The organism is Pseudarthrobacter sp. NPDC092424, from assembly GCF_044754925.1.
In the GTDB taxonomy this organism is placed as follows: Bacteria; Actinomycetota; Actinomycetes; order Actinomycetales; family Micrococcaceae; genus Arthrobacter.
The window spans coordinates 234,574-254,839 of the sequence record NZ_JBIVQC010000004.1 but is presented as its reverse complement, the minus strand read 5'-3'; the positions used below and the strand labels follow the sequence as shown (position 1 = coordinate 254,839).

The 20,266-nt window shown below is 66.1% G+C and carries 7 protein-coding genes; 6 read left to right on the top strand and 1 reads right to left on the bottom strand.

From position 1 onward, the window contains the following. Nucleotides 1–90: 90 nt before the first annotated feature. From pth to ACIQCN_RS08945, 6 genes are all read left to right on the top strand, one after another. A complete protein-coding gene (gene pth, locus ACIQCN_RS08970; protein WP_400610505.1) occupies nucleotides 91–678 on the top strand; it encodes an aminoacyl-tRNA hydrolase in 588 nt (195 codons plus the stop codon). 123 nt (nucleotides 679–801) lie between these two features. Further along, nucleotides 802–3,537, top strand: a complete 2,736-nt coding sequence (locus tag ACIQCN_RS08965) for a LuxR C-terminal-related transcriptional regulator (protein WP_400610503.1) — start codon at nucleotides 802–804, stop codon at nucleotides 3,535–3,537. A 70-nt stretch (nucleotides 3,538–3,607) separates the two neighbouring features. Then, the gene (locus ACIQCN_RS08960; RefSeq protein WP_400610501.1) at nucleotides 3,608–6,178 is read left to right on the top strand and encodes a LuxR C-terminal-related transcriptional regulator; all 2,571 of its coding nucleotides are present in this window, start codon (nucleotides 3,608–3,610) and stop codon (nucleotides 6,176–6,178) included. A gap of 348 nt (nucleotides 6,179–6,526) precedes the next feature. Continuing rightward, entirely contained in the window at nucleotides 6,527–7,852 is a 1,326-nt protein-coding gene (locus tag ACIQCN_RS08955) for a cysteine desulfurase (protein WP_400605923.1), read from the top strand. 24 nt (nucleotides 7,853–7,876) lie between these two features. Next, a complete protein-coding gene (gene sufU / locus ACIQCN_RS08950; protein WP_400605925.1) occupies nucleotides 7,877–8,326 on the top strand; it encodes a Fe-S cluster assembly sulfur transfer protein SufU in 450 nt (149 codons plus the stop codon). 238 nt (nucleotides 8,327–8,564) lie between these two features. Then, complete coding sequence (locus ACIQCN_RS08945; RefSeq protein WP_400610500.1) at nucleotides 8,565–11,285, top strand: LuxR C-terminal-related transcriptional regulator; 2,721 nt, start codon at nucleotides 8,565–8,567, stop codon at nucleotides 11,283–11,285. Nucleotides 11,286–11,373: 88 nt separating this feature from the next. On the opposite strand, the gene ACIQCN_RS08940 is transcribed toward ACIQCN_RS08945, so the two are convergent. Beyond that, a complete protein-coding gene (locus tag ACIQCN_RS08940) occupies nucleotides 11,374–19,893 on the bottom strand; it encodes a malectin domain-containing carbohydrate-binding protein (RefSeq protein WP_400610498.1) in 8,520 nt (2,839 codons plus the stop codon). Between the last annotated feature and the right edge of the window lie 373 nt (nucleotides 19,894–20,266).

Here is a 20,266-nt window from a genome sequence, read left to right as displayed (position 1 = left end):
TCACCCGGCGCAAGTCAATGGCCGGACCCTGCGGGGTCCGGCCATTGCCGTGTCCGGCCCTGTCCGCCTCCAGCACCCTAGGATGGATCCATGACTGACACCTGGCTGATCGTTGGCCTCGGCAACCCCGGCGCCCAGTACCAGGGCAACCGGCACAACGTGGGACAGATGGTCCTGGACGAGCTCGCAGGCCGCATGGGTGCCGGGTTCAGGACACACAAGGCGCGGGCACAGGTCCTCGAAGGACGGCTCGGCATCGGCGGTCCCCGTGTGGTGCTCGCCAAGCCGATGAGCTACATGAATGTCTCCGGCGGGCCGGTGTCAGCACTGGCGAACTTCTACGGGATCGAACCCGGCCACGTGGTGGCGGTGCATGACGAGATCGACATTCCCTTTAATACAGTGAAGCTGAAGATCGGCGGAGGCGAGGGCGGGCACAACGGGCTCCGCGACATCTCAAAGGCCCTCGGCACCAAGGATTACCTGCGCGTGCGCGTGGGAGTGGGCCGGCCTCCGGGCAGGATGGACACCGCCGATTATGTCCTCCGTGATTTCGGCACCGCAGAGCTCAAGGAGCTGCCGTTCCTGCTGGATGAGTCTGCGGACGCCGTGGAATCGCTGGTACGGGAAGGGCTGCCGGCCGCCCAGCAGCGGTTCCACCCCGCAAAGTCCGGGTAAGGGTCCGGCGAAACTTTAAGCCCATCGGCCCTGTCGTGTTGTCAGGGGGTGGGAGTACTCTTCTTCCTATGCGGGGGAGCAATGGAGCTACATTCCGCTACCGGGGACGTAGGGGATAAGTTCATGTCAATCGAGCCACTCAGCTGGGGACGTGGGTCAGCACCCCACAGTGTTGGGCCGCACGGCCGTGCGGCCGCGGTGCCGGAGGCCCCGCGCTGGTCAGCACCCGCACGGAGCGCCAACCTGGACGCCGTCCGGGCGGCACTCACGCGCGAGGGATCGCTGGGCGCGGTCATCACCGGCCCCCGCGGGGTGGGGAAATCCTCGCTGGCGCGTGCAGCTGTCGCCGACCTGGGAGAAGAGGCCTGGCCGCTCCAGTTGAGGTGCGGCCCCGCCGGCGCGGCCACACCGTACGGCTGCCTGTCCTTCCTCCTGGCACGGCTCCCGCAGGCGTATATGGGCTCGCCCACCGCCATCCTTCGGGGCATCACCTCGCTGATCCGTTCCGATGCCGCCGGCCGCCAGTGCATCATCACGCTGGACACCTGCGGGGCCATTGACGACATGAGCGCCGGCGTCCTGCTGAATGTTCTCATGACCGGAACGGCCAGGATCATTGCCGTGGCACCCAGGAGCAGCGACCTTCCCGTGGATTTCCACTGGCTGCTTGCCGACCGCCGGCTCAGCGAGGTCCGGTTGGACAACCTCAACGAACTGCAGACCCGGCAGGTCCTGCTCTCCCTGCTGGGCCACAAGGTCTCCGCATCCCTGGTCAGCACCTGCCACCACATGGTGGGCGGCAACCCGCTCCTGCTCAAGGCCCTTGTTGCCGAGCAGCAATTGTCCGGCAACCTGGTGCTCTCCGATTCGGTCTGGACCCTCCGCGACAAAGTAGTCCTGGACGGGGCCGCCAGCCTGGAGGACATAGTCCGGTCGCGCTGGTCCAGGGAAACCCCGGAAACCCGCAACGTCATTGAAATGCTCTCCTGTGCGCGGAGGGTGGAGTTGACCCGGCTCAGCGCACTCTACGGCGCGGACGTGGTGGCTGACATGGAGGATGGGGGACTCCTTGGGATCGATGGTTCCGAACACCGCTGGGTCTCGCTGCGGGAAAAATACATCGGGGACGTGGTCCGGACCTGGCTGGGGATAGGCCGCCGCCGCGAACTCCGCGCGTTACTGCTTGAAGGTGCGGAGCCGGACCCGGCCGGGATGACTGTCGAGGAACTGATGGTGTTCGCCGCCTGGACTCACGAGTGCGAGGCGGAGCTGAGCCCGGCACTGGCACTCGCCGCAGCCGACGCCGCAGTGCAGTTGTTCGATCCGAGGTTCGCACTCACCTATGCCGATATGCTGCGCAGGACGGACCCCCAATGGGTGCCCGGGCAGCGCCGGAAGGCTGCCGCCTACCTCCAGCTTGACCTGCCGCTTCAGGCCATGGCGGCCCTGGAAGAAATCTCCCCGCCGGAATTGGATGCCCTGGACGAGGTGGAGTACGCGGAGATCACCGCTGCCAAATGCCGGACCATGCTCTGGCTCCCCGAGCGCACGGCCGGGATCCCCGCGCTCCTGGAACGTGCCGGGCAACGAATCACCAGCGGCGGCGGGCGCCCCCGGTGGCCCGAACCTGTGGCGGTGGCAGCGAACCGGATTGCCCTCAGCAGCCTTGAATACCGGGCCTTCACCGGCGACTACCCGGCCATGATCCCGGACCTGGAAGCCGCCGCGGATCCCGCCCTGAACCCGGACACGGCATACCGGATGCATGCCGCAGTCCTGCTCATGACCGCGCTGGCTGTGTCCGGCCGGGAGATGGACGCGCTCGGCCTGATGCGCCAGCTGGGCGGCCAGCTCAGCGACGCTTCCGAGGTGGTTGGGCTGCGCGAGCGGTACCACCGGGAGTCCTACCTCGTGCTCCTGCTGGCCGGCCAGTGGCGGCGGTGTGCGGACCTCCTTCCCGCCGAAGGAAGCCGGGAGCCCAGTTACCTGCCCTACCGCACCGCCACTGCGGAACTGGCTGCCGGGATCGCCAACACCTTCGCCGGCCGCGGCGCAGAGGCACTGGATCCGCTCGTGTCCGCGGTGGCGCAGCTCGAGCACCAGCCCGTCCAGACGCCCCTGCGGACGGCCTACGCTGCCACCGCACTCGCCTCCGCCCAGACGGGTAACTCGGCACAAGCCCGCAAATACCTCGCCAAGCTGCAGTCCGCCCCGGGCCGAAGCAGCTTCATCGCGGAGACCATCATCGGGTTTTGTTCCCTTGTGGCCCGCCGTTGGCTGGGTGAACCCGACGCGGTGAAGGGGTTGAAGGAACAAGCCCGGCTTAACGCCGAGGCCGGCCGGTACACCATCGCCGGGATCCACCAGCTGGCCGGCACTGTCAACGGCGGGGATGCCGACTTCCGCCTCCTGGAGGACATTGCCGGACACCGGCAAGGGCCGCTGGCGGAGGTGTCGCGCCTGATCGCCGCCGGCAGCCGCACCAAGGACGCAAAAACCCTGCTTGCCGCCGGCGAACTTGCGGCCACCCTCGAGCTCGACGCCGTCGAGGCGCGCTGCATGGCCCTCGCGGTGGACTTTGCCCGCCACGACGGCGACGCCGCCACTGCCCGGACCGCGCAGGCCCGCCTGGACATCCTCGCGGCGACCGTAGCCCACCTTCCCATTGTTCCCACCAGCGGCAGCCCCCTGCTGACCAGCAGGGAACGTCAGATAGCCCGGCTGGCCGGAGGCGGTGCATCCAACCGCGACATCGCCCTGGAAATGGGTGTTTCCGTGCGGACTGTGGAGGGACACCTGTACCAGGTGTTCACCAAGCTGGGCGTGACTTCCAGGGGTGATCTGACTGGACTCGTCTAACGGCCGCAAACCTGCCAGCACGCGCCGCCCTTTGGCCGGCCGTCGTGAGTCTCTTGACCGGATCTGCGCCATGATCCGCAACGGCACCAGCCATGCCGCCTTCATCATGGCCGGCCCCGGCGTAGGGAAATCATCCCTCGCGGATGCAGTGGCGGAGCGGCTGGAGGGGGAGCTCACGGTGGTCAGGGTCCACGGCAGCGCGGCGCTCTCATCGGTGCCGTTCGGAGTCCTCACCCCCTACACCGGAGAGCTGACCGCCGAGGAATCAGTGTCCCCGGTGGCGGTCCTGCGTTCCATCTGGAGCTACTTTGAGGAGCTGAGGGCCGGCGGCAGCGCGCCGGTGCTGCTGGTGCTGGACGACGCCCATTACCTCGATGAGGCATCCGCCGCGGTAGTGGCCGACCTGATCGCAGCGGGGTGGGCCAGCGTGGTGGCGGCGGCGCGGCCGCGTCCCGGCCTCCCGCAGCCGATGAGCCAGCTGTGGTTCGACGGGCTGGCTGAACGGGTGGATCTCAGGCCACTGGACAGGAGCCACGTCCAAGAGGTGCTGGGCCATATCCTCGACGGGACCGTCCCTGATGCCACCGTGGATGCCATCTGGAATGCCACGGGCGGGAACCCGCGGATCCTCGATGCCTTGCTCCACGACGCTGCCGAGGCCGGGACGCTTGCCAGGCGGAACGGCATCTGGATCCTGATGGGCCCGCTGCCGGCTGACGGTCCCCGACTCAGAGCCGTGGTGGCCAAAGACCAGCTCCGTCGCCCGCCGGAAGAACAGGAAGCGCTGAAACTGATCGCGCTGGCCGGACCCGTGGGCCGCAAGGCGATCGAGGAGGCCACCGGGGCGGCGGTGGTCCGGTCACTCCTGGACCAGCAGCTGATCGTGGAGAATACGGGCATCCCGGCGGAGCTGTCGCTGTGGAATGAACTGTATGCACGGGCCATCCGGAACACGGTCTCCGTCTCGCGCAGCCTCCAGCTGTTCGAAAAGACAGCGGCGTACCAGGACACGGCCGGACTGCACGGGGAAGGCCTCCTGCGCCACACCGAATGGGCCCTGGAATCCGGGGTTACCGTGGCGGAACCGGACCTCGCCGCAGCTGCCCAGGAGGCCGTGGACCGGTTCCGCGACGGCAGCGCGGCAGCCATCGCCGCCCGGGTGCACGACCCCTCCCTGGCACCCCTGGCCCGGGCCATCCAGGGCCGTGCCCTTTACAACCAAGGGGCCTATGCGGACGCTGCGGCCTTACTGGACGCCTGTGCTGACAGCCTGGCCGACCATCCCCAGGGTCCTTCCGTGCTGCTGCTCCGCGCCTGCGCCCACCAGGCGGCGGGCCACCCGCCGCCTCCGGAGGCCGCGGGCTCCGCCGCGGACGCCGGCGGGGTGGACGGGCATGAATGGCGGGACGCCCTGCCATGGCTGCTGCACCTCGGGGACAAGGCCCAGCCCCGTGCGCTGGAAGAGGCCATGGACCAACTCCGGGCCGTCCCGCATCCTGGCCCCGGCCATGCGGCCGTCATTGCCATGGGTGATGCGCTGCTGGCCCAGACCCTGGACGCAGCGGGCCGGGCAGTGGACGGGCTTGAGGCTGCCCTGATGGCGGCAGCGGAACTTCCTGGCCTGCAGGACAGCCTCTTTTTCTTTCCCGAGTTCGTACTTGGCAGGCTGGCTGCCAGCTACGTCGCCCTGGGTGAATGGGAATCCGCCGAGCAGGAAATCAGCAGCTACGCCGACACCCATGCCGCCGGCGCAGCCACGTTCAACGGCAGCCTGCAGATCCTCCGGGGCTACGCAATGCTGCGGCAGGGCCGGATGGAGCGTGCGTACCAGTTGCTGCTGCCTGCGGTTGAGGCGCTGCGGTTGAACGATCCACTGCTGCTGTTCCGGTTGGGCTCCGCGCTGGGATTCTACGCTGCAGCGCGACTGGGGGACACCGCCCAGGCCAAGCGGCTGGAGCAGGACTACAAGGATACGTCGGCGGGCGGCCCGGCCTACGACCTGCTGGCCTCCGGATATGCCGCCGCAGCTGCCGAATACCTGGGGCGGGACGGAAAGGGACTTGCGTCGCTGCATACGCTGGCCACCGCAGCTGAGGCCTCGGGCAGGATGGGGACGCTGCTGGAGATCCTTGCGATGTGCTGGGACCTCGGCGACAGCTCGGTTATACCGCAGGTGCAGGCCGTTGCCGGGACGGTGCAGGGCGGCTGGGCGGAGGCGCTGCACAAACTGGCGGCGGACTGGGACCAGGCAGGCGGGGACGGCCTGATGGAAACCGCAGCCGCCCTGGAAGTCGCGGGATTCCTGAACCTCGCCCGGGAAGCCTATGCGCGGGCCAGCACGGTCCTTGACGCGGAAGGCGAACGCAGGCGTTCGCGGCAGGCCGTAGCCCAGCGGGAACGGTGCGACCACGAGTTGGGCGAACGGTTCCGGGAGGGCCGCTTCATCGCTGCGGCACCCAGCGTCCACCTCACGCGCCGGGAACAGGACATCGTGGAACTGGCCGTGCAGGGCTTGACGGACCGCGAGATAGCCCAGCGGCTGATGGTCTCGGTCCGCACAGTGGAGGGCCACCTGTACCGCACCTACGTCAAACTCGGGGTGCGCAGCAGGGAAGAGCTGGAGTCCGCCCTGCCAAACTAGCGGTGTGCCCCCGCCGACGCTGCCGCAAAAGGTGCGCTGCCGCCGCCCCGGGTAGCCTGCGGGGGTGCCGGTAGTCCGTACCGGATGATTAGAGTACTTCCTACTCGTGTGCCCGCCGGCTTCCCGGTCTTTACTTAAAGCGGAAACGATCTTCCGGCTCCCGGGCCGGTCAAGACGGGGCCGGCGACGACAGAGTCTTCTGAGACCGAGACTCTCCCCCCAGCCGCCGCCGGCCCTCCGCTCCGCGGGGTGAAGCCCGGAGCGGTTGTGGCGGCTGCTCCGGGCGGCCGCCACAGCCGTGCTGTGGGACAATTGAATGTCATCCATTGGCAGTTCAAGGAGTTCGTTTTGGCCGTAGTATCAACGCCAGCCACCCTCTCGCCTGCCCTGCCGGCGATGGATAACAGTGAGGTCGCCCGGATCCGGAACGACTTCCCGGTCCTGGACCAGCAGGTCAACGGCCAGCCCCTGGTGTACCTCGATTCCGGTGCCACCTCGCAGAATCCGTTGAGCGTCATCGAAGCCGAGCAGGAATTCTACGAACAGCGCAACGCGGCCGTCCACCGGGGCGCACACCACCTGGCAGTGGAAGCCACGGAGGTTTTCGAGGCTGCCCGCGAAACCGTGTCCGCGTTCATCGGTGCGGACTTCGCCGAGACCGTCTGGACCTCGAATGCCACCGAGGGCCTGAACCTGGTCAGCTATGCCCTGTCCAATGCCGGCCTGTGGGCTGCACAGGGCCGCGGCGACTCCGGGCTGAAGGAGCTGGCACCCGGCCCCGGTGACGAGATCGTGGTCACCGAAATGGAGCACCACGCCAACCTGATTCCATGGCAGGAGCTGGCCTTCCGAACGGGAGCCAAGCTCCGCTACATCCCGATTGACGACGCCGGCCGCCTGCGCATGGACGAGGCCGCCCGGATCATCAACCCCCGCACGCGGGTCCTCGCCTTTACGCACGCATCGAACGTCCTGGGTACCATCAACCCGGTCCATGACCTCGTGGCGCTGGGCCGGAAGGCGGGCGCGCTGGTAGTCCTGGACGCCTGCCAGTCCGCCCCGCACATGCCCCTGGACGTGAAGGAACTCGACGTCGACTTCGCCGTCCTGTCCGGCCATAAGATGCTGGCGCCCACCGGGATCGGTGTGCTCTACGGCAAGCAGGAGCTCCTGGACATCCTGCCGCCGTTCCTCACGGGCGGTTCCATGATCACCACGGTTACCATGGAACGTGCCGAGTACCTGCCTGCGCCCCAGCGCTTCGAGGCCGGAACGCAGCGCATTTCGCAGGCCGTAGCTCTGGCCGCGGCCGTGAACTACCTGACGGAGACGGGCCTGGACCGCATCCACCAGTGGGAGTCGGCGCTCGGCCAGCGCATGGTCGCGGGGCTCGCGGAGCTGCCCGGGATCAGGGTCCTTGGCCCTGCAGCGGGGGAGGACCGGATCGGACTGGCTGCGTTCGACGTCGAAGGCGTGCACGCGCACGACGTCGGACAGTTCCTTGATGCGCGCGGGATCGCCGTCCGCGTGGGCCACCACTGTGCCCAGCCGCTGCACCGCCGGCTTGGCCTGACGGCCACTACCAGGGCGAGCGCCTACCTGTACAACACCACCGACGACGTGGACCGCTTCCTGGACGCCGTGTCCGGCGTGCGGGGATACTTCGGTGCCTAGCAGAGCAGATTCGAAGGTATAACCATGAGCCTTGACCAGCTGTACCAGCAGATCATCCTGGACCACTCCAAAGCCCGCCACGGCAGCGGCCTGGCGGAAACCGCCGCACCGGAAGGCGCCAGCACCGGGCAGTCGCACCAGCTCAACCCCGTATGCGGCGACGAAGTTACCTTGCGGCTGGCCGTCGCCAACGGAAAAGTGGCGCAGGTGTCATGGGACGGTGCCGGCTGCTCCATCTCCATGGCTTCGGCCTCGGTCCTCAGCGAAATGGCCGAAGGCATGACCGTGGCGGAACTGCATGAAGTCATCGACAGTTTCCGGGAAGTCCTGCGGTCCCGCGGGAAGGTGCCGGCGGACGCCGAACTGCTCGGCGATGCCGCGGCCTTTGAAGGAGTGGCCCGCTACGCCGCCCGTGTTAAGTGCGCCATGATCTCGTGGGTCGCCGCCGAGGATGCCTTGAACCAGGCTGCGTAGGCGGAACCGCACCCGGATGAAGCCCGGAAACTACTTGGGCTGCGGGGTCAACAGCCCCGGGCGGCGCGGCCGACTACCTGGTTTTGAATAACAACCCCCTGCCCCTTTACCAAGTACAGGCAAGTACGTACGCGTAACAGCGCGGATTCGAATCGAGTAGTCGTTACGCATGCGTTCCGTCCCCCTTCTCCATAGGTTGATGTGATCATCGATCCAGCTTTCATCGAGAAGGTTCGCTATGTACCAGATGTCCGGGCCGCCACCTGACGCCGAAAAAACCGCAGCCTGCCGGGGCGACTGTATCCGGCATGACGCGATCATGGGCATCGCCTCCGAGCTCGCGTCCGGAACCGGCTGCGGAGTGTTGCTCGTTGGCGGACCTGGATCCGGTAAGTCTTTTATGGCGCGAAGGGCGTTGGAGCAGCTCGGGCAGAACTACTTTGTGGTGCAGGTCAGGGGCACTGCCGCGTCGAAGACGCTCCATTACGGGGCGCTCAGCGTTCTCCTCAACGATCTGGAACCGGTGAACACCCAGCAGCCGCTCATGGTCCTGCGGGGCCTGACCCAGTTGCTGCATAAGAAAGCCCAAGGCAAGGGCATCGTACTTTTTGTGGATAATGCGCATGAGCTCGATGAGCTGTCGGCGATGACGATCGCCCATCTCAGCTCCGGGGGTCACGTGCGTCTCCTGGCAGCCTGCGCAGACCTGCAGTTGGCCGGCGGAGAGATCCAGGCGTTATGCAAGGATGACCTCTTGCGCCGCATCAACGTGTTGCCGTTCGATTTCGACGAAACTGCGGCACTTCTCCGGCTTCGGTTCGGTGGTACTTTTTCGCAAACGGCCGTGCGCGCACTATGGCATGCCAGCGGAGGTAACGCCCTCTTCCTGACGACTGCGGCGAAGGAACAGATCAGACAGGGCACCCTGGTCCGGCAGGACGATACCTGGTTGCTTGGCGATGAGCACGCCGTTCCCGGAGACGAAATAAGGGAGATAGTGAAGGCGAGGCTTAACCTGCTTTCCGCCGGCCAGCGCGATGTCTTCGAACTGCTCGCTCTGGCCGGCTCGGTCCCGCTTCGGGCCCTCATGAGCGTCTCCGACCCTCGGGACATCGACTCCCTGCAGGAAGCATCCGTTATTGCCGTCGGCAGTGACCACCTGCAGACAGTCACCATCGCCGATGCAGTCTCCGCCGGCATCGCTGCCGGAGTCGTGCCTCCCGGACGAAGCTCCGAGTTGCGCCGCCGACTCACTGCCGTCATGGATCCGGACAGGATGCACGAGCAGGAACTGATGGACGCCGTATGGGCCTTGGACTGCGGAGAGCACCTGACTGCCGGGTCGGCGTTGTCCGCCGCCAGGGCTGCAAACAACGCCTCCGATCCCGCGACCGCGCTGCGCTTCCTCACCGGGGCCACGGCGCATGAAGTGCAGACGGCGGCTGCCCTTGAAACCGCGCGGGCGCACCTGGCATTGGATGACCGCGAAGCGGCATTAATGACGTTGCGGGGGCTGGACAGGTCCCTTCCGTCCGGGATGTCCGCCGGCGAATGGACCGACGTGCAGCTGGCCATCGCTGAACTGTCCACGCAGGCCGGGGCAACAACGGACGGTGCGCATCTTCGCCTCCGGGAGGTGGAGGCCAGGCTCGACCGGCAGGCACCAGGCACCCATGGTGACCCGACCCTTCGGGCCCGGCTTCGCGTGGCGGAAGCGGACCTGGCTGCCATGCAGGGCCGCTACCAGGATGTTGTGACGTTGCTGGGGGGCGTCGACGCCTCCGAGCTTGGGCGTGAGCGGCAGATCCGTGCAACTGCGCTGCAGTGTATGGCGTGGGCTGTTCTCGGAGACAGCCGGCGCGCGCTCGGCCTCGGCGCGCAGATCGCCCAGGCAGCCGCGGACACGCACCTGCCGGACCGTGTGGTGCGGGAGGTGCGCGCCCTCCTGCTGCAGGTATGGCTGCTGCTCGGTGAACTGGCAAAATGCCAGGAGTATCTCAAGGAGATGTCCGCTGCCAACGAGCCTCCTTCCCGGCTCGGCGGAATGTTTGAAATTGCTCCGGGTGTCCTTCTCTTCCACCGGGGCCACGTGAAGTCCGGGCTACACGCACTGGAGGCTGGAGCGCGGCAGCTGTTGGCCAGGGACCACGACGGCGTGGCTGTCCTGGCGCTCGCCGCGGGCGCTTATGCAGCCGCGCTGCTCGGCAAGAAGCAGAAGACGGAAGCCCTCCTGGCCGGGATGGACGGACTGCCGGCCGGTACCTGGATGGTTTCCCGGCTCGCCGCCTATTATGCGGCCTCCGCCCGGGTTGAATCCCGGGAACAAGGGGACCTGACCGGGCTGCTTCTCAGCGAAGCGCTTTGCGATGCGCAATCAGGCGCCGTCGCGCCGGCGCTCCACTTCCTCTCCGCGGCCGCGAGGCAGGGCAGCCAGCCGCTCGCGCGGGAGCTGAGGCTCCATGCCGACCGGAGCAGCGGCTCTTTCGCAGTCCTCTGCGCTAAGTTCGCAGACGGGCTGGCTTCAGGCGACAGCGAGGCGCTGCTGGCCGTCTCGCGGGACGCCGAAGCCGCGGGCAACGTCCTCATGGCAAGGGATGCGGCGCGAAAGGCTGTTCTGTGCGCCGGGGAATCGGGCAACAGGCTTATCCTCCGGGTCGCACAGCGGGCACAGCAATCGTTCGAGGACAGATTCTGCGGGGCCAGTCAGGGTCTTCATTCGCTGGTTACCTCTGTCCTCACCACGAGGGAGCGGGAGGTTGCCAAGGCCGCCGCCGCAGGGATATCAAACCGGCGACTCGCCGAACAGATGCACGTCTCCATTCGTACGATCGAGGGGCATCTCTACCAGGTCTACGCAAAATTGCATGTGGCGAGCAGGGCCGAACTCAAGGAAGTGCTGCTGGCTACATCGGCGGGACCCTCCACCCGGACCGGGGAACTGCAGCGGAGGCTGCCTTAGGGACCGCAGTGTTGGCGCCCATCCGGACCCTGCTTCAGGTGTCACAAACCCATCAGATGCTGCCCTTGCGCCCTGCCCTCCGCTGCCCTCACACGCTGCCGGGGATGATTTCGATGGCGGCGATGGTGGGTTCGTCGGTGGTGGCGGTGAAGTCAATGTTGAGGGTTCCGTCGGTTACCGTGAGCTGTTGGGTGCGGATGTAGGCGGTCATGGGTGCTACGACGGCGTTGAGGTCCAGGTTGGTGATTTCCGGGGTGCCGGCTTCGAGGTTGACGGTGAAGATGCGTTTGCCTGTGCCGCCGGGTCCGCCGCCGGTGGCTCCGTGCCAGATTTCGGCGAAGTGGAGTTTGACGGTGTAGGTGCCTGAGGGGACGGGTATTGCGTAGCCGAAGGCGGTTTTGCCGCTGCGTTCGTTGAGGTAGAGGGAGTCGTCGGTGGTTCCGGCGATTTGGGTGACCAGGGCGTTGGTGTAGGTTTTTCCGCCGGTGAAGTAGGTGTCTGCGAGCCAGTTCAGGCCTCCGGTGGTTACGGCGGGTCCGCCGGTGTTGATCCTGGTGGCCGGCGGGGACGTGGCGGTGGTGTTGGCCTGTGCCGTGGCCGAGGGGGCGGAGGCGTTGGCTGAGGTGTCGAGGGCGATGATGCGGTAGTAGACCGCGGACGCCGCCGGTGGTGCGGTGTCGGTGTACGCAGTTGCGGTGACGGGTGTTGTACCGGTGAGCCTTGTCCAGGGCCCGGCGAGTGCCGTGGCGCGTTCGACGTGGTAGCCGGCGAGGTCGGGTTCGGTGTTCGCCGACCAGTTCAGGGTGACCTTGTTGGTGCCGACGGTCGCAGTCAGGCCTGTCGGTGGCGCCGGCGCAGTCGTGTCAGCCGTTCCGCCGGGGATGATTTCGATGGCGGCGATGGTGGGTTCGTCGGTGGTGGCGGTGAAGTCAATGTTGAGGGTTCCGTCGGTTACCGTGAGCTGTTGGGTGCGGATGTAGGCGGTCATGGGTGCTACGACGGCGTTGAGGTCCAGGTTGGTGATTTCCGGGGTGCCGGCTTCGAGGTTGACGGTGAAGATGCGTTTGCCTGTGCCGCCGGGTCCGCCGCCGGTGGCTCCGTGCCAGATTTCGGCGAAGTGGAGTTTGACGGTGTAGGTGCCTGAGGGGACGGGTATTGCGTAGCCGAAGGCGGTTTTGCCGCTGCGTTCGTTGAGGTAGAGGGAGTCGTCGGTGGTTCCGGCGATTTGGGTGACCAGGGCGTTGGTGTAGGTTTTTCCGCCGGTGAAGTAGGTGTCTGCGAGCCAGTTCAGGCCTCCGGTGGTTACGGCGGGTCCGCCGGTGTTGATCCTGGTGGCCGGCGGGGACGTGGCGGTGGTGTTGGCCTGTGCCGTGGCCGAGGGGGCGGAGGCGTTGGCTGAGGTGTCGAGGGCGATGATGCGGTAGTAGACCGCGGACGCCGCCGGTGGTGCGGTGTCGGTGTACGCAGTTGCGGTGACGGGTGTTGTACCGGTGAGCCTTGTCCAGGGCCCGGCGAGTGCCGTGGCGCGTTCGACGTGGTAGCCGGCGAGGTCGGGTTCGGTGTTCGCCGACCAGTTCAGGGTGACCTTGTTGGTGCCGACGGTCGCAGTCAGGCCTGTCGGTGGCGCCGGCGCAGTCGTGTCAGCCGGAAGGGGGTTCAGCAGGTTCGGGCCCTTGATGGTGACCCAGTTGATCTTCGTGTTCGTCCCGGTCGGCGTCAGCGTAAGCTTCCCGTCAGTGACGTCCACACTTGCGGTCCCGGAGGCGAACGGGCTTGTTCCGGTAGGCGTGAAAGGCGCAATGAGTTGCGTTTCCTCTACCTTGAGGGCATGAACCGAGTCGAGATAGCCGGAGTCTCCTACGGACGCCGTTACTTCGTAGGTTCCATTCGGAATGGCCCGCTGCCATATTCCATCCGTCCCGCCCTTGGATGCCGTTTGCATCTGGACGAGCGACTGCAGCAGCGGATCTCCCGCCGGATAAGTGATTCCGGGCGTCGCCGACGGCCGGTTCCTCGCTTCAAGCGTCCGGTCAGTCGGGGTGCCATTGACGAACCAGCCGTACCCGTCGCCGTCGTACATGCCTCCGTAATCGGCGATCCACCCGGTGGGCGTGACGGCACTGGGCAAAGTGAAGTTGTACTTTGCCGTCGGTACCGGGTCCGGCTGGGTGTCCAGGCCTGCGCCCTTGATCGATACCCAATTGATTTTGGTGTTGGTTCCACTGGAACTCAGCGTGAGCTTGCCGTCGGCAACAGTGATTTGCCGTGAGCCGGTCTGGAAAGGCGTGCTGCCCGTCGGGACGAAGTTGGCGATCAGTGGTTGGCCTTCGGCAAGGATCCCGTGGGCGGAGTCAAGGTAACCGGCGTCCCCGGCTGAAGCTGCCACCGTGTAAGTGCCGTCCGGGACGGCATACTCCCAAACGCCGGTGGACACATTGCTTGCGGGCCCCATGATATTCAGTGTCTGCAGCAGCGGGTCGGCAGGATAGGCAATGCCCGCAGTTGCGGCAGTCCGGTAACGGGTGGCGGAGCTGCGGTCAGCGGGCGCGCCGCCCGCCAGCCAACCGAACTTGCGCTGCGCCAGGAAGGCCGCACCCGTGTCCGGTATCCATCCGGTCGGCGTCGGAGCACCTGCCGTCTGGAAGTTGACCTTCACCTGGGCGCCCACCGTGGGATCGCCGCCCGGGTCGGTGGGCGCCGGAACGACGTCGATGTAGTCGATCTTGGTGTTGATTCCGCCCTGCGCATCCACCGTCAAAAGACCGTCGGTCACGGTGACACGCGTTGCCGCCGTCTGGTGCCGCGTAGCCGACCCGGAATCCCCGGACGGGGCAAACCGGTCGATGATCTTCCTGCCTTCGAGGTTGATGGTGTGTAATTCCGTGGCTGTTTGAGGGACGGGATCCCCTACGGTGATCGTCACGTCGTAATCGCCGTTGGGGACGGCTGCTTCCCAGAAGGCGTACGCAGGGACGCCGTTAAACGATGGAACGTCCGCACCCTGCATATGCATGAGGGTGTTCAGCCGCAGGTCGGGCTGGCTTGTGGTGCGCAGGCGTCCGTTGCCCGGCCCCGCTGTACCGGCGGTGGACAGATCGATGGGCGCTCCCGTGGCCTGGTTTTTCCATCCGTAGCTGAGGCCTGTGCCTTGATCGGTCCGGGTACGTGCACCGAACGGCTCACCGAAGTCCCGGAAATACCCGGTGGGAAGCCCTGCCGCGAGGTTGGAGAAGTTGACCTTGAACGCACCCGTGGCCGGAGGAGTGGCACCGCCGGAGGCCGGCCGGACACCCTGCACAAGAAAGACATAGTCCTGGTAGTCGCCGTTGGAGGCGTCCTCGAAGGCCACAATGAAGCTGTTGGCCATTGGCGTTCCCGTCCGGTCCTTGGCCGGGTAAACGCGTGCACGGTGGGCGACGCCTCCGGAGTTTAGGCGGTCCTCCGTATAACCCGTCCGCTGGAAGGCGTTGGAGTAGTAGTAGAACCCGAAACTTTGGGTGCCGGGGTCGAAAGTCTGCAGGGTTCCCGGGGACGACGGCGGCAGAAGGGACTGGTATCCGGAAATGTCGATTGAGCCGAGTTTATGCAGTTGCGCCGGCGTTCCGTCGCCCGTGTACCACCCGAAGGGCAGGTCCTCCCTGGGCGCGTATTGGGCGAGGGGGACCATCGAGACGGGCTGTGTGCCGGCCTTGAGGAAAAGCGGTTCCAGGAGTTCATCTCCCTTGGCCGTGGCCTGCGTACCCCCCTCCAGGGTGCTCCAGCCGACATTGATCTTGTAGCCGAGGGTACCGGCAACGTCCTGGAAGGGCGGCTCATTCAGCCCCTCGAGGCCGTTCATCGTCAGGCCGTAGAGTCCGACGTCGAGGGTGCTCCCGGCCGCTGCGATGCGCAGGACGGCCTGTCGCTGCCCCACCGTGGTGCCGGGCTTGAAAGTGACCTGGATGGTGGTGGTGGCGCCCGGGCTGAGCGTGGTCCCGTTGCCCCCGTTAAAGCTGAATTCCGCCGGGTTGGTTCCGGCGATCGACGTGCTGAGGGTGGCTGAAGCGGAACCGGTATTGGTGATAGTCACGGACTTGGTCGGGCCGACGGTGCTCTTGACGGCCGAGAAGACCATTTCGGACACGGACGACGTCAGCGGGGCTGCCTGCTGCGCCGAGGGAACCTTCAGGAGGAACATCGCCTGGTTGCTGCCGCTCCGGTCGTACTGGTTCACGTACAGATTTCCGGTCTTAGGGTCCTCTACGACTTCCAGCGGGTCGTTGAAACCATCAACGCCGCTGATCGCGGAGTTCGGTACGCCACTGATGCCCAGTGACGTTTGTTCGCCGAGCACTTTGCCTGTGGCGGGGTCCACCTGGAGGAACAAAAGGTCGTTGTTGTTGGAGAACCGGGTAACAATGAGCCGGCCCTTCAGTTGTCCGCCAAAAGTGCTGCTCTTGTATTCGATGGAGCCGTTAGGAGACTTGTTGAAGCCGAAGTCGTAGGAAAAGCCCCGGTAATTAGGGTCGGCCTTCGTCCCCGAGGGGTATTTACTTCCGCCCTGTCCCGGAGCGGTGGGCGGGTTCAGGGGGTCGTTGCCTTCATTCAGTATCCATTCGCACCGTTCAGGGTTGGGATGCCCGTAGTAGCCGCCTTCCACCACATCAAACAGGAAGTCCCGCTGGGTCGGCTGGTTTCCCACGGCCGGTGCCGTGCCTCCCGTGTAAGAGCGGCGCTGGCACTGCCGGGTAACGTCCTGGCCGTTCACGGAGCTGTAGCCGGGGATCCCCTCGGCCGCCACGCGGGTGTAGGTGCCGTCCGGATTCTGTGTTACCCCGGGGGAGTTTGCACCTCCGGCCGTGCCGTTGGTGGGGACGTACAGATGGCCGTTGGAGTGCCAGACCAGGTCGTAGGCGTTCCGGATGCCGGTGGCATAGATCTTCAGGGGCGCCCCGGGAGCATACGGGTCGTAGGTTCCTCCTCCGGAAGTTTGGACGTTGATCGGCGTCCCGCTGGTGATTGCCTGCTGCACAGCCGGATCTGCGGGGTCGAAGACGAGGGCAGCGGCCGTCAGGAGTTTTTCGCCCCGCTGGCCCCAGGAATTGTCCAGGTCGCCGGCCCCCTGGTTGGAGCCCTGCATGAAGTAGAGGCGGCCGTCGCGGCCGTAAGCCATGGAGTTGGTCAGGTGGTCAGCCTGCGAGCGGGGCAGCCCTGTAAAGACCCGGGATTCGGTCTGCAGCGCCGGGCCGGAGAGCATGCTTACGCCCGAGATCCATTCGCCCTGCTCGTTGTACGTGTTGGCGCTCGTGGAGGTGATCCACAGCTTGGGGCTGGCTGCAGTCCCTGTCCTGTCAAAGACCAGGCCGATGATGGCCCGGCCGGCATAGCCCAGGTCCTCCATGGCAGAGAGCGAGCCGTCCGCGGCCACGGCAAACCGGAAGAGTCCCTGGCCTATCGTGGAGGCATACAGCTTCCCGTCGGGGCCGAAGGCCATGGAGGACCAGTACTTCCCGGAAGCTGCCGGCTGTTCGACTTTGGTGAAGGAGACCCCTGTCAGCGGCGTGTAGTCCGCTCCTGCCGAAATTCCCCCGTGGCCCGTGGTGAAGATCGAGGTGAAGGGAATGAACGGGGCCCCGTAGTTGTCTTTGACGCCGCTGGTCACTGTAAACCGGTAGGTGGTGTCCGGTTTCAGTGGCGAAGTTGGCTGCGTGGCAATCACGTCGTTGCCCCCGGACGTTCCGGTGGATGACGGGACTTCGCTCCCGGAGGCAACCTCGTAGATATGGACGTTGCCGGGCAGGGTGCTCGCGTCCACGCCTACTCCGGCGTAAGGGACGCGGATTGTCGCCGATACGCCGTCTGTGGGGTCCTGTCCGGTGGAGCGGTTCTCAGGGCGCATCGTATCGATGTGCGGTGCGCGTTCCATACCGACAATGTCGATGTAGGCCAGCTTGGTATTGGTGCCGCCGGAGGCGGTGATGGTCAGGGCGCCGTCCCAGACGCCGGCAATGACAGTGGTGGTCTGGTACTCCTGTGCCGCCGAACCTTGGAACTTTTCTATGCCGACGCCGGCCTCGACGTTGATGGCATGCACCGAGTTGTACCCCGCGGAGAAAGCCTGGTCTCCTACGGCGACGGTGACCCGGTAGAGTCCGTCCGGCACTGCAGCTTCCCAGATACCCTCGGTTTTCACGCCGTTTGTTCCCGGATCATCGCCGTACTGCATGTGGATGATGGAATCGAGTCTTGCGTCTACTCCGGTACGGTTCCGGTCCCGCCCGTTTCCGACCAGGCTTAGCGGGTTTCCGTCCGGTGTCTTCCAGCCGTATGTGAGTCCGGTCCCTTGGTTCGGGCCGGTCCGGGCGGAGAACGCTTCGCCCCAGTCGGCGGCATACCCGGAAGCAGGCACGCCGGATGTAACAGTAAAGTCCACCCTGATGTTGGTCGAGTTCGGGACTACGGGGACGGCGTGGACCTCATTGGAGACGCCTGACTCGTTGCCGGACAGATCCACGGCTGACACCACATAGAAGTAGGTGGTGCCGTTTGTCGCAGTGGTGTCCTCATACGCTGGTGCGGTAACCAGGGCCGGACCTGAATGGAGGGATCCCGTATCTTTGACCACGGGCTGGAGGGAGCGGTAGACGCGGTATCCCGCGATGTCCGCTGCGGACGGCGCGGTCCAGGACAGGCTTACCCGGGTGTCCCCGGAGGCTGCCGTCAGCCCGCTTGGTGCAGGAGGAGGCGTCGTGTCCGCTGCTGCGAGCGAACCCGCCGCTTCGTTGGACGCGGACGAGTCATTGCCGGCGGCATCAAGGGCCACGACGGTGTAGTAATAGGTGGTCCCTGCCTGGGCCGAAGTGTCGCTGAAGGATGTGCCTGTCACCGGTTCGTCGCCGGACAGCGGATCCAGCGTGACGTCGACGCCGTGCCGGGTTCCCCGGTAGACGCGGTACCCCGCGACATCCTTGGAGCCGCTCGCTTTCCAGCTCAGGTGCACAGCGGAAGGTCCTCCGCGGGTGGTTAATCCCGACGCCGGGATCGGCGGTTCGGTGTCTGCGCCGTCCTTGCTGTAACCGGCCTGGACTGAGGCAGCGCCGCCGGCTTGAAAGTATTCCACCGCCACGACGTGCGCCCCGCCGTCGAGGCTCACCTCGGCTGTATGGGGCCCGCCGACAATATCCTGCTTCCATGCGTCGATCAGGAGGTCGCCGTCGATGGTGATCCTGACGCCGTCGTCGGCATTGGCTGCGAACGAGTAGTCGCCTGCCCCCGCGTGCAGGACCTTTACCCAGCGTGTTGAGTAGTTCTCAGAGCCGACCCCCTCCGGGCCGGCGCCGGGCAGGAAATCCTGGTCTATCGCCGCATCGCATCCGGTCACGACAGGGGACCCTTCAAGGGACGTGCCGAAGAAGTACTCAACGCGCCACTCTCCCTCAAGGCAGCCGTTGTTCGGGGACGCGCCTTCTTTGGTCGCGGGGCTTGAATCGATTCCGTCTGCCGGGCCGGCGCCGGTGGTGGATTCGGCCGGGGCCGGACCCGGCCCGCTGCCGGGGGGAGCGGCCGGCCGCGTCGCCGGCAACGACCCGGATGGAGCAGGAGCGTCCTCAAGCGGAGAGGCGATGGCCGGCGGCGAGGGTGGTTGTGAGGTCGACGGCGGGGCCGACGGCGACGGCGAGGGTAGCTGGCCGGGGTCCGGGGCCGGAGAGGATGACGGCTTGGCGCCGGGTTCTGCCGTCGGTTTTGCCGGTGAGCCGGGGCTGGCCGGGGCTGGTTTGGCGGTGGACGGCAGCTCTTTGGCGCTGAAATCGTCGAAACTGACTGTGGGCCGCTCGCCTGCCGGTTCCCCGGCTGCCGTGGCGAAGATTCCTGCCAGGGACTTTGCACCGCCTGCGCCGGATGCCGTAAGCAGGGTTCCGTCGAGGAAGTTCGCGGGAACCTCCATGCGTCCGATGTTGACAGGAGCATCTGCACCGACCTGGTACGAGGCCAGGACGGCTTCCGCCGCGGGATCAACGTCGAGCACCAATTTCACGGCCCGACCCTGTGGCACAGCATGCAGTGGAACCGAGATAAGGTCCTGGGATGCCGCCTCCGATTCGCCGTCCCGTTCACGTTGCAGCTTCATCTCCCAGGTTCCGGCATCATCCGAACCTGTCAGGAACAGTCTGACAAGATTGTCGTCGTCGGGTCCAAGCCACACGCCGGCCTCCGTCGCGGGCTGCAGCCGCCGGGGGGCGTCGAGCGTGGCGGATATCCGAATTGTGGCAGCGGCCGGTACAAGCCCGACACCCAGCGCATTGTCCTGCGAGTTGGAGTCCAGAAGCGTGCTTCCTGAAGATGCGGTGACATGGAGGAAGCCGGAGGCAACTGTGAGGTCCGCCGGCACGAAGAAGGGGCCGCCGTCGTGTGCGGTTGAAGGCTGGAGGAGTGTGAATCCGGTGCCCCTGCCATCAGCGGCCGGAAGGCCCGCCTGGCTTTCGAAGGTGAGGCGCGTTGTGTTGTTGGTGACCACGAGATCTGCCGGGCCCAGCGGCGAATACGGCGATGACTGCCATGTGCCCGGCTCGTCCGGGTCGAACGGATCCAGGGACCGGGCGGGGGAAGCGGAGACGAGAGCCGCAGTCATCACGGTGATGCTGGTGAAGCCTGCGACAGCTGCCCGCAAAGATCGGGAGCCGGTGGATGTTCCTGATGATCCGCTACTGCGTGACATATAAGTCCCTTCCCCGGGAAGCCTGTGGTGAGCGCGGGGTGCCGGACTGCGGCCCCCTGCGGTGGCTTGAACGCGGCGGGGCCGATCCCACGGGTCCGCGCCGGCAATGTTCCGGCCGGGGGACCGCGCCCACATAGCGTTGTCCCCTCAATGTGCCATTCGGGGAAAGTTATCGATACCGCTTCCGGGCAAAGACAAGTAAGCACATTTCGGCGGGCAAGTAGCCCTCGGGAGAAGACAAGTAACCGGGTGCCGGTCCTGGAGCGGGCGACGGTACAGGCGTCCC

Excerpts from the sequence above, each read along its gene's own strand:
- ACIQCN_RS08945 (WP_400610500.1), top strand. The coding sequence starts at position 8,565 with ATGTACCAGATGTCCGGGCCGCCACCTGACGCCGAAAAAACCGCAGCC.
- ACIQCN_RS08965 (WP_400610503.1), top strand. The coding sequence starts at position 802 with ATGTCAATCGAGCCACTCAGCTGGGGACGTGGGTCAGCACCCCACAGT.
- ACIQCN_RS08960 (WP_400610501.1), top strand. The coding sequence starts at position 3,608 with ATGATCCGCAACGGCACCAGCCATGCCGCCTTCATCATGGCCGGCCCC.
- sufU (WP_400605925.1), top strand. The coding sequence starts at position 7,877 with ATGAGCCTTGACCAGCTGTACCAGCAGATCATCCTGGACCACTCCAAA.
- pth (WP_400610505.1), top strand. The coding sequence starts at position 91 with ATGACTGACACCTGGCTGATCGTTGGCCTCGGCAACCCCGGCGCCCAG.
- ACIQCN_RS08940 (WP_400610498.1), bottom strand. The coding sequence starts at position 19,893 with ATGACTGCGGCTCTCGTCTCCGCTTCCCCCGCCCGGTCCCTGGATCCG.